This is a genomic window from Streptomyces sp. NPDC050508 (genome assembly GCF_040655155.1).
Taxonomy (GTDB): Bacteria; Actinomycetota; Actinomycetes; order Streptomycetales; family Streptomycetaceae; genus Streptomyces.
This window is the reverse complement of the sequence record NZ_JBFAJJ010000003.1, coordinates 558,136-568,616: the sequence shown is the minus strand read 5'-3', so window position 1 is coordinate 568,616 and position 10,481 is coordinate 558,136. Positions and strand designations below refer to the sequence as shown.

8 protein-coding genes are annotated in these 10,481 nt (G+C 69.9%); 5 read left to right on the top strand and 3 right to left on the bottom strand.

Going from position 1 to position 10,481, the window contains the following annotated elements:
• Nucleotides 1-37 precede the first annotated feature (37 nt).
• Entirely contained in the window at nt 38-1,228 is a 1,191-nt protein-coding gene (locus AB0I69_RS11965; RefSeq protein ID WP_363095467.1) for a ricin-type beta-trefoil lectin domain protein, read from the top strand.
• Between the two features lie 69 nt (nt 1,229-1,297).
• Here AB0I69_RS11965 and AB0I69_RS11960 read toward each other — a convergent pair whose 3' ends face one another.
• Both AB0I69_RS11960 and AB0I69_RS11955 read right to left on the bottom strand, forming a co-directional pair.
• On the bottom strand, nt 1,298-2,827 hold the full coding sequence (locus AB0I69_RS11960; RefSeq protein WP_363095466.1) for a UDP-N-acetylglucosamine 1-carboxyvinyltransferase: 1,530 nt from the start codon (nt 2,825-2,827) through the stop codon (nt 1,298-1,300).
• Nucleotides 2,828-2,891: 64 nt separating this feature from the next.
• Entirely contained in the window at nt 2,892-3,089 is a 198-nt protein-coding gene (locus AB0I69_RS11955) for a DUF4236 domain-containing protein (RefSeq protein ID WP_363095465.1), read from the bottom strand.
• 245 nt (nt 3,090-3,334) lie between these two features.
• On the opposite strand from AB0I69_RS11955, the gene AB0I69_RS11950 reads away from it, so the two are divergent.
• Nucleotides 3,335-4,096, top strand: a complete 762-nt coding sequence (locus tag AB0I69_RS11950) for an alpha/beta hydrolase (RefSeq protein WP_363095464.1) — start codon at nt 3,335-3,337, stop codon at nt 4,094-4,096.
• 82 nt (nt 4,097-4,178) lie between these two features.
• Here AB0I69_RS11950 and AB0I69_RS11945 read toward each other — a convergent pair whose 3' ends face one another.
• Nucleotides 4,179-5,108 carry a class I SAM-dependent methyltransferase gene (locus tag AB0I69_RS11945; RefSeq protein ID WP_363095463.1) on the bottom strand — a complete coding sequence of 310 codons (930 nt, stop codon included), beginning with the start codon at nt 5,106-5,108 and terminating at the stop codon, nt 4,179-4,181.
• Between the two features lie 255 nt (nt 5,109-5,363).
• Here AB0I69_RS11945 and acnA point away from each other — a divergent pair, with 255 nt between their 5' ends.
• From acnA to AB0I69_RS11930, 3 genes are all read left to right on the top strand, one after another.
• Nucleotides 5,364-8,078 (top strand): aconitate hydratase AcnA, encoded by a 2,715-nt coding sequence (gene acnA, locus AB0I69_RS11940; protein WP_363095462.1) that lies wholly within the window; start codon nt 5,364-5,366, stop codon nt 8,076-8,078.
• A gap of 145 nt (nt 8,079-8,223) precedes the next feature.
• Entirely contained in the window at nt 8,224-8,949 is a 726-nt protein-coding gene (locus AB0I69_RS11935; RefSeq protein WP_363095461.1) for a response regulator transcription factor, read from the top strand.
• A complete protein-coding gene (locus AB0I69_RS11930; protein ID WP_363095460.1) occupies nt 8,946-10,481 on the top strand; it encodes an ATP-binding protein in 1,536 nt (511 codons plus the stop codon). The genes AB0I69_RS11935 and AB0I69_RS11930 overlap by 4 nt, the downstream gene beginning before the upstream one ends.

Genomic DNA, 10,481 nt, shown 5'->3' with positions numbered 1-10,481 from the left:
CCGGTCGTCACCCGATCACCTTTCTGGAAGGACCAGCATGTCCGGCAAGAACAGCCCGCAGCACCAGGCAGCGACGGGCGGGACGGAGCCCGCCCCGGCCCCGGACACCACCGCGGGCGGCGCCCCCGAGACCGAAGCGGCGGCACTCCCGCCGACCAGTGGCGAGTCGACGGCCGCCCGCACCGGCGCCCCGGAGACCGCGGCGAAGGCGGAAGCGGCGCTGACGCCTCCCTCGCAGCCCGCCGCCGCGGCCCAACTCCCCACCGCGGAAGCCGCCGTGGGCACCGACGAAGGCGCGACGCCCGAAGCCGCACCCGACACCCACGCCGACCCCGACCAGGGCCCCGACGCCCTGGCCGCATCCGCGGCAACCGAAGCCACAAGCGGATCCGGCTCGGACACCGGCGAGGACACCGCCACCGCGGCCCCCGCCTTCGGCCGCCCCTCCCGAGGCCTCCTCGCCGGAGCCGCGATAGCCGGCGCGCTGCTGATCGGCGTGCCGTTCCTGGTCTCCGGCATGCTCGGCAGGTCGAGCTCGGACTCGAAGCCGTCGGACCAAGTGGCCGACGCGGGCACCGTGTTGAACGGGGCGACGACGAACATCGGCGCGGGCGCCTACGGTTCGGCCAGCCCGGACCCGGCCTCGCCGACCGCCTCGCCTACTAAGGGCGGCGGCAAGAAGAACACGGTGAAGAACGGCGCGGGCGCCGCGGCTGCCGGCGGTGCCGGTGCCGGAGTGATCGCGGGCAGCACGGCCGACGCCCCCAAGAAGGCGTCCTCCGGCGGGAGTTCGAAGAAGAAGTCCACCACCAAGGTCACGGCCACCGCCACGGTGACCACCGCCCCCGGCACCACCATCTACAGCCACGCCTCCAACAAGTGCATCGAGATGGTGGGCCACAAGGGCGCCGACGGTTCACCGCTGCAGATCAACAGCTGCACCGGCAAGAACTGGCAGAAGTGGGACTTCCGCTCGGACGGCACGATCCGCTCCATGGGCCTGTGCATGGACGTCGCCTGGGGCTCGTCGGCGAACGGCGCGGTGATCCAGATCGCCGTGTGCAGCGGCAACCCGGCCCAGCAGTTCCGCCTCAACTCCAGCAACGACCTGGTCAATCCGCAGGCCAACAAGTGCGTGGACGTCAAGGACCAGGGAACCGCCAACGGCACCCGGCTCCAACTCTGGGACTGCAACGGCCAGGACAACCAGAAGTGGAGCACCCGCTGAACACGGCGGTGCCGCCGCACCCGTAGAGGCACGGCGGCACCATGGACACCCAGACGCTCAAGCCAGGTGCTAGATGTCGCGGAAGATCTCGATCTGCGCCCCGATCGAGTTGAGCCGCTCCGCCAGATCCTCGTAACCGCGGTTGATGACATACACGTTCCGCAGCACCGACGTGCCCTCCGCCGCCATCATCGCGAGCAGCACGACCACGGCGGGCCGCAGCGCCGGCGGGCACATCATCTCGGCGGCCCGCCAGCGGGTCGGGCCCTCGACCAACACCCGGTGCGGGTCGAGGAGTTGGAGACGGCCGCCGAGGCGGTTGAGGTCGGTGAGGTAGATCGCGCGGTTGTCGTAGACCCAGTCGTGGATGAGGGTCTGGCCCTGCGCGACCGCCGCGATGGCCGCGAAGAACGGCACGTTGTCGATGTTCAGGCCGGGGAACGGCATCGGGTGGATCTTGTCGATCGGCGCCTCCAGCTTGGAGGGCCGGACCGTGAGGTCCACCAGGCGCGTACGCCCGTTGTCCGCGACGTACTCGGGCGTGCGGTCGTGGTCGAGGCCCATCTCCTCCAGGACCGCCAGCTCGATCTCCAGGAACTCGATGGGCACCCGGCGGACCGTCAGCTCCGACTCGGTGACGACGGCGGCGGCCAGCAGGCTCATCGCCTCGACCGGGTCCTCGGAGGGGGAGTAGTCCACGTCGACGTCGATGGTCGGCACGCCATGCACGGTGAGCGTGGTGGTGCCGATGCCCTCGACCCGTACGCCGAGCGCCTCCAGGAAGAAACAGAGGTCCTGGACCATGTAGTTGGAGGACGCGTTGCGGATGACCGTGGCGCCGTCGTGGCGGGCGGCGGCCAGCAGCGCGTTCTCGGTGACGGTGTCGCCGCGCTCGGTCAGCACGATCGGCCGGTCGGGGGAGACGGACCGGTCGACCTGCGCGTGGTAGAGCCCCTCGGTCGCGGCGATGTCCAGGCCGAACCGCCGCAGCGCGATCATGTGCGGCTCGATGGTGCGCGTGCCGAGGTCGCAGCCGCCCGCGTACGGCAGCTTGAAGCTGTCCATGCGGTGCAGCAGTGGGCCGAGGAACATGATGATCGAGCGCGTACGGCGGGCCGCCTCCGCGTCGATCGACGCCATCTCCAGCTCGGCCGGCGGCACGATCTCCAGGTCGACGCCGTCGTTGATCCAGCGGGTGCGGACGCCGATCGAGCCGAGTACCTCCAGAAGGCGGTACACCTCCTCGATCCGCGCGACCCGGCGCAGCACCGTGCGCCCCTTGTTGAGGAGCGAGGCGCACAGCAGCGCCACACACGCGTTCTTGCTGGTCTTCACATCGATCGCGCCGGACAGTCGACGACCGCCGACCACCCGCAGATGCATCGGACCGGCGTAGCCCAGAGAGACGATCTCGCTGTCCAGGGCTTCACCGATTCGAGCGATCATCTCAAGGCTGATGTTTTGGTTGCCGCGCTCGATGCGATTGACGGCGCTCTGACTGGTGCCGAGCGCCTCGGCAAGCTGCGTCTGTGTCCAGCCCCGATGCTGCCGGGCGTCACGGATGAGCTTGCCGATACGTACGAGGTAGTCGTCTGCCATGAGGCCGAGGTTATCTCAGATATGAGATGGCGCCTCTTGGGGGGTCCATTCGGGTGACGCCCGGTCAGTCGTCCTTCTTGGTGCGAGTCTTGCGCCACCCGAAAGGTCCGGGCAAATTCATCGATGTCGTACGACGTCCTGATGTGCTGCGCGTGTAGTGCGGGCCGCGCTTGCCGCCTGTGGTGAACGACATGGACCCCTTGCTGATGTTCAGCCGGAGCCAAGGCAGGATCCGGAAGCTCTTGCGGAACGTGAGCGGCATACCCGCCTCCTTTCGTCCCGCACCGGGTACCCCGAAGACGCGCGGGTATGGCGGCAGGACGGGCCTCCGCGAAAACCCGTTGGCGAACCGCGGGGGCCGCTGCTACTTTTCCGGAGGCCGTGCGAGAGAAAGAGGAGGTGGTACCCGTGAACGAATCGACATGGGTGCTCTCCTCCGGGGTCACGGTCGGGCGATAGGTCGTCGTCCGGGAGCGCCGTTTCTGAGCCCTCCCGAAAGGCACGACCATGCACTTCACTTCAGAGCAACGCCTGGACACTTCTGAGCAGCGCCTCGACGACGGCGTCCTCGAACGTGAATTCACCCTCGGCGAGATCCCCGGCATCCTGTGGACGCCCGGCTCCGCAGCCGCAGCCGCACCGGCACCGCTGATCCTGCTCGGCCACCCGAACCTCGGGCTGCGCAGGATGTACCCCCGACTGGTGGCCAGGGCCCGGCACGCCGCGGCGGACGGCTTCGCCACGGCGACCATCGAACTCCCCGGAAGCGGCGACCGGCCCCGTTGGCCCGCCGTCGAGCAGGCCCGCGCCGACCTGCGCCGGGCGATGGAGGCCGGCGAGCCGGTCGGCGACGACATCGTCGACGCCCTCGTCCTCCCGCTGGTCGACAAGGCCGTCCCGGAATGGCAGGCCGCCCTGGACGCCCTCCTCTCGCTGCCCGAGATCGGCGGCCCGGTCGGGTACTCGGGGGGAGTGATCTCCATCGGCATCCGGCTGGCGGTGGTCGAGCCGCGCATCTCGGCGGCCGTTCTGTTCGCCGGGAGTCTCGTGCCTCGCGCCATGTTCGAGGAGGCCCGGCAGGTCACCATTCCGCTGCATGTCCTGCTGCAGTGGGACGACGAGGGGAACGACCGGCAGGCGGCCCTGAACCTGTTCGACGCTCTCGGCTCCAAGGAGAAGTCCCTGCACGCCAACCTCGGCGGACACACCGGCGTCCCGCAGTTCGCGGGGGATGACGCGGCCCGGTTCTTCACCCGGCATCTGCGCTAGCCACGGGCCGGCCCCGCCGCTCATCAAGGAGTCGGGCCCGAACCCGACTCCTTGATCGTGAGCATCGTGTGCGGATCGCTGCTCACTCCTCCTCACTCCTGCTGTCTTCGCTCTTGCAGTCTTCGAGTTGGAAGTGCCAGATGACGACGACCGGGGATTCGTCCAGGGCGGCGGCGGATGCCTCGGGGCACCAGTGCTGGAGGTCCCAGGACATATGGGTGGGCAGCGGGTCCGGGGCGGCGCCGGGATCGAGGGAGTGGCGCGGGCGGCGGGGTTCCTCGCAGTGCCGGACCTGGAATCCGAGGGGGAGGGCGGCTGCGAGGTAGGCGCTGAGCGGGCGGTGGTATTCGGTGAGCAGGGTCGGGCGGCCGTCCGGGCCGGGGCGACGGGGGAGGGTGGGTCTGAGGTAGGACACCATGACGTGCGCGTCCGAGATCACGAGGTGCCCGCCGGGACGCAACACGCGCGCGAACTCGGCCAGCACGGCCGTCAGATCGGGGACGTGGGCCAGCGCGAGCGCGCAGACGACGGTGTCAACTGCGTCGTCGGGAAGCGGCAGTTGACGCAGGTCGGCCTCGCGGAGGTCGACGTCCGGCAGCCGCTCGCGCGCCCGCGCGAGCATGTCCGGCGAGGCGTCGCAGCCGGTCACGCGATGGCCGAGCCGGTGCAGATAGGCGGTGTGCCGGCCGGTGCCGCAGGCGGCGTCCAGTGCCGCGCCGACGGGCAGGCCGTCCAGGATGCGCTGGACGATGGGCTGCTCGATGTCGATCATCGTGTTGCCGAGGGTGTCGTAGTGCGGTGCCCAGTCCTGGTAGACGTCGGCCGTGCTGATCGTGCCGGGCTCCGCGGTGACACCCTCGGCATCGGCAAGGCCCGGGGTGTCCAGCAGCCTGCGGATCTCGGCCGTCCGCGCCTCGACGAAAGCCCGGTCGGCGCTCCCTTCCCTGAAGCCTCGCAGCAGCGCGGCACCCTCAAGTCCCAGCAGATAGCCGAGCGGGCTCAGATAGGTCACCCCCGGGACGGTACGGATGGACAGCGCGTCGGCTCCAGTGGTTTTCGCGCGTGGCAGGGTCCGGGCATGACCAGCCCGCCCCCATGTACTAGAGTTATCTCGACATCGAGATATCTGCCGAGGTGCACCGCAGCCGCACACTCCGCCGAGCCCAGTAGTAAGGCTTGCCTAACTTAGCCTTACCTTAGCGGATCGGCCAAGACGTAGTGGCGGCAGGATGCGGTGGGAACGCGCACATCAATGAAGGAGACTGTCGTGTCGGCGAACAGCTTCGACGCCCGCAGCACGCTGCAGGTGGGCGACGAGTCGTACGAGATCTTCCGCCTGGACAAGGTGGAGGGCTCGGCCCGGCTCCCCTACAGCCTTAAGGTCCTGCTGGAGAATCTGCTCCGCACCGAGGACGGCGCGAACATCACCGCCGACCACATCCGCGCCCTCGGCACCTGGGACTCGCAGGCCCAGCCGTCGCAGGAGATCCAGTTCACGCCGGCCCGTGTGATCATGCAGGACTTCACCGGCGTGCCCTGCGTGGTGGACCTCGCGACCATGCGTGAGGCCGTGAAGGAGCTGGGCGGCGACCCGGCGAAGATCAACCCCCTGGCGCCGGCCGAGCTGGTCATCGACCACTCCGTCATCGCGGACAAGTTCGGCACCCACGAGGCGTTCGCGCAGAACGTCGAGCTGGAGTACGGCCGCAACCGGGAGCGCTACCAGTTCCTGCGCTGGGGCCAGACGGCGTTCGACGAGTTCAAGGTCGTCCCGCCGGGCACCGGCATCGTCCACCAGGTCAACATCGAGCACCTGGCCCGCACGGTCATGGTCCGCAACGGCCAGGCGTACCCGGACACCCTCGTCGGCACCGACTCGCACACCACGATGGTCAACGGCCTCGGTGTGCTGGGCTGGGGCGTCGGCGGCATCGAGGCCGAGGCCGCGATGCTCGGCCAGCCGGTGTCGATGCTCATCCCGCGCGTCGTCGGCTTCAAGCTCACGGGCGAGCTGACCCCGGGCACCACCGCCACCGACCTGGTCCTCACGATCACCGAGATGCTGCGCAAGCACGGCGTCGTCGGCAAGTTCGTCGAGTTCTACGGCGAGGGCGTCGCCGCCACCTCCCTCGCGAACCGCGCCACCATCGGCAACATGTCGCCGGAGTTCGGTTCCACCGCCGCGATCTTCCCGATCGACGACGAGACCCTGAAGTACCTGCGTCTGACCGGCCGCAGCGACCAGCAGGTCGCGCTCGTCGAGTCGTACGCCAAGGAGCAGGGCCTCTGGCTCGACCCGGCCGCCGAGCCCGACTTCTCCGAGAAGCTGGAGCTGGACCTCTCGACGGTCGTCCCGTCGATCGCAGGACCGAAGCGCCCGCAGGACCGCATCGTCCTCGCGAACGCCTCCGAGCAGTTCAAGAGCGACGTACGCAACTACGTCGCCGACGACGACGAGGCGGGCAAGGAGTCCTTCCCGGCCTCCGACTCCCCGGCCGCCAGCAACGGTGTGCCGAGCAACCCGGTCACCGTCACGGCCCCCGACGGCTCGACCTACGAGCTGGACCACGGCGCGGTGACGGTCGCGGCCATCACCTCCTGCACCAACACCTCGAACCCGTACGTCATGGTCGCCGCCGCGCTCGTCGCGAAGAAGGCCGTGGAGAAGGGTCTGACGCGGAAGCCCTGGGTCAAGACCACCCTCGCGCCCGGCTCCAAGGTCGTCACCGACTACTTCGACAAGGCGGGGCTCACCCCCTACCTCGACAAGGTCGGCTTCAACCTCGTCGGCTACGGCTGCACCACCTGCATCGGCAACTCCGGCCCGCTGCCGGAAGAGGTCTCCAAGGCCGTCAACGACCATGACCTGGCCGTGACTTCGGTGCTCTCCGGCAACCGCAACTTCGAGGGCCGGATCAACCCCGACGTCAAGATGAACTACCTGGCGTCCCCGCCGCTGGTCGTCGCGTACGCCCTCGCGGGCTCCATGAAGGTGGACATCACCAAGGACGCGCTAGGCGTCGACCAGGACGGCAAGCCGGTCTACCTGGAAGACATCTGGCCGACCGAGGCCGAGGTCAACGACGTCGTCGCGAACTCCATCGGCGAGGACATGTTCAACAAGTCCTACGCCGACGTCTTCGCGGGCGACGCCCAGTGGCAGGCGCTGCCCATCCCGGAGGGCAACACCTTCGAGTGGGACGCCCAGTCGACCTACGTGCGCAAGCCCCCGTACTTCGAGGGCATGACGATGGAGACCACCCCGGTCTCGGACATCGCCGGCGCCCGCGTGCTGGCCAAGCTCGGCGACTCGGTGACGACGGACCACATCTCGCCCGCCGGCGCCATCAAGGCCGACACCCCGGCCGGCAAGTACCTCACCGAGCACGGCATCGAGCGGCGTGACTTCAACTCCTACGGCTCCCGCCGAGGCAACCACGAGGTCATGATCCGCGGCACCTTCGCCAACATCCGCCTGCGCAACCAGGTCGCGCCGGGCACCGAGGGCGGCTTCACGCGTGACTTCACGCAGGCCGACGCGCCCGTCTCCTTCATCTACGACGCCTCGCGCAACTACATCGAGCAGGGCATCCCGCTGGTCATCCTGGCCGGCAAGGAGTACGGCTCCGGCTCGTCCCGCGACTGGGCCGCCAAGGGCACCGCGCTCCTCGGCGTCAAGGCCGTCATCGCCGAGTCGTACGAGCGCATCCACCGCTCGAACCTCATCGGCATGGGCGTCATCCCGCTCCAGTACCCGGCGGGCCAGACCGCCGAGTCCCTCGGCCTCACCGGCGAGGAGTCCTTCTCCGTGGCCGGCATCACCGAGCTGAACGACGGCACCACCCCGAGCACGGTCAAGGTCACCACCGACACCGGCGTGGAGTTCGACGCGGTCGTCCGCATCGACACCCCCGGCGAGGCCGACTACTACCGCAACGGCGGCATCCTCCAGTACGTCCTGCGCAACCTGATCCGCAACTAGCGGCTCCGGTACGGCAGTTGAGGGCCGCATCCCCGGTGACGGGGGTGCGGCCCTCCGCGTTTGTCCGCCGCACGTCCGCGCAGGTCATCGCCAGTGCTCAGGTGGAACACAGGGTTCCCCCAGCGGGCCGGGACAGAATCAGGACATGACTGGCACATCGGGGTCCCGCAGCAGCCGCGTACGCGTGCTCATCGTCGACGACGAGCCCGCGCTCACCGAAGTGCTCTCCGTCGCGGTCACCGAGGCCGGCTGGCGGCCCTACCCCGCGCCGGACGGGCAGAGCGCGCTGCGGATCGCCCGCAGCTGCGCCCCGCACGCCGTCGTCCTCGACGGCATGCTGCCCGACCTGGACGGCGTACAGGTGCTGCGCAGGCTGCGCTACGAGAACCCGAAGCTGCCCGTCCTCATGCTCACCGCCCGTGACGCCATCGAGCACCGCCTCGACGGCCTGGAGGCGGGCGCCGACGACTACGTCACCAAGCCCTTCTCCCTGGAGGAGGTCGTGCTGCGGCTGCGCGGACTGCTGCGCCGGGCCGGCAGCGAACGGACCCCGACCGACGACTCCGTACGGGTCCTCGGCGATCTCGCGCTGTCCGGCGAGACCCGCGAGGTGCGGCGCGCCGGTGCGGCGATCCAGCTCACCGCCAAGGAGTTCGACCTGCTCACCCTGCTCCTCGAACATCCCCGCCAGGTGCTGAGCAAGGCCCAGATCCTCGACCACGTGTGGAGCACCTCCTTCGACGGCGGCGGCAACCTCGTCGAGGTCTACATCTCCAGCCTCCGCCGGAAGATAGACCGGGGCCGCGCTCCTATGATCCACACCGTGCGCGGGATGGGATACGCCATACGGCCCGTGGAGGACGCCAGATGAACCTCCGTATCCGCAACCGAGGCCGCCTGCACGGCCGTTCACTGCGCACCCGCCTCCTGCTCTTCATCAGCGCCAGCCTGGTCGTGGTGTGCGCCGCGATGTCCCTCACCACCGTCCTCGTCCAACGCGCCTATCTGCTGGGCAACTTGGACGACCGGGTCGGCAATGCCGCCCAACGAAGCCTGGGCGGGGCCGAACTGCGTCCGGGCTTCGACGACGACCTCGGGTTCCTCACGGAGAACGGCCACGCGGCCGGGACACTCGCCGCGCGGCTGGACGACAAAGGCACGATCATCGCCGCGGCCGTCGTCAGCCAGGACGCTCCGCCCCAGAACCTCACCGCCGCCCAGCGCACGGCCCTCAAGGGCATCACGGCCGACGGCGCGAAGCACACCCGCACCGTGCCCGGCCTCGGCACCTACCGGATCACCGTGCTCGACGACAACGGGGTCCGGGTCCTCGCCGGCCTTCCGATGGACGACGTACAGAACATGATCAGCGGGTTGGTGCTGGTCGAGGCGGCCGTCGCCCTCGCCGGCCTGACCGTGGCGGGCTGCCTGTGCGCGGTCGTCATACGACGGCAGCTACGGCCGCTCGGCCGGGTCGCCGCCACCGCGGTCGAGGTCTCCCGCTCACCGCTCGGCCACGGCGAGGTCACCGCCCTCACCCGGGTCCCCGAACGGGACACCGACCCCGGCAGCGAGGCCGGCCAGGTCGGCGCCGCGCTCAACTGCATGATCGACCACGTCGAGTCCTCGCTCGCCGAACGCCAGCGCAGCGAGGAGCAGATGCGCCGCAGCGAGGAACGCATGCGCCGCTTCCTCGCCGACGCCAGCCACGAACTCCGCACCCCGTTGGCCTCGATCGCGGGCTACGCCGAGCTGATGAACCGCGGCACCGACCGCATCGAACCGGGTCTCGCCTGGCGCCGGGTCACCGCCGAGTCGGCACGGATGACGGGCCTGGTGGAGGACCTGCTGCTGCTCGCCCGGCTCGACGAGGGACGGCCGCTGCAGTCCGCCGAGGTGGACCTCGCGGCGGTGCTCGCCGAGGCGGTGTGGGACGCGCGCGCCGCGGGCACCGGCCACGAGTGGCAGCTCCAGCTGTCCCTGGACGCCCCGGCCCTGGTCGTCGGCGACGAGGCCCGCCTGCACCAGGTGTTGGCCAACTTGTTGGCCAACGCGCGTATGCACACACCTGTTGGCACGACGGTCACGGCGAGCGTCGAGGCCACGGCCACCCACACCGTCGTCATCCGGGTACGCGACGACGGCCCCGGCATCCCCCCGGCCCTCCTCCCCACGGTCTTCGAACGCTTCACCCGCGCCGACGCCTCCCGCGCCCGGTCCGGCGGCAAGGAGGGCGGCTCCGGCCTCGGCCTGGCCATCGCGACGGCGATCACGGGAGCCCACGGCGGCCGCATCGACGTGACCAGCGTCCCGGGCCGCACGGAGTTCACCATCGAACTCCCGGCGGCCGCTCAACTCCCGCCTGCCGAAACGCCGATGCGCGCCCGCACGGCGCCGGTCTAG

Excerpts from the sequence above, each read along its gene's own strand:
- AB0I69_RS11960 (WP_363095466.1), bottom strand. The coding sequence starts at position 2,827 with ATGGCAGACGACTACCTCGTACGTATCGGCAAGCTCATCCGTGACGCC.
- AB0I69_RS11965 (WP_363095467.1), top strand. The coding sequence starts at position 38 with ATGTCCGGCAAGAACAGCCCGCAGCACCAGGCAGCGACGGGCGGGACG.
- AB0I69_RS11950 (WP_363095464.1), top strand. The coding sequence starts at position 3,335 with ATGCACTTCACTTCAGAGCAACGCCTGGACACTTCTGAGCAGCGCCTC.
- AB0I69_RS11935 (WP_363095461.1), top strand. The coding sequence starts at position 8,224 with ATGACTGGCACATCGGGGTCCCGCAGCAGCCGCGTACGCGTGCTCATC.
- AB0I69_RS11930 (WP_363095460.1), top strand. The coding sequence starts at position 8,946 with ATGAACCTCCGTATCCGCAACCGAGGCCGCCTGCACGGCCGTTCACTG.
- AB0I69_RS11955 (WP_363095465.1), bottom strand. The coding sequence starts at position 3,089 with ATGCCGCTCACGTTCCGCAAGAGCTTCCGGATCCTGCCTTGGCTCCGG.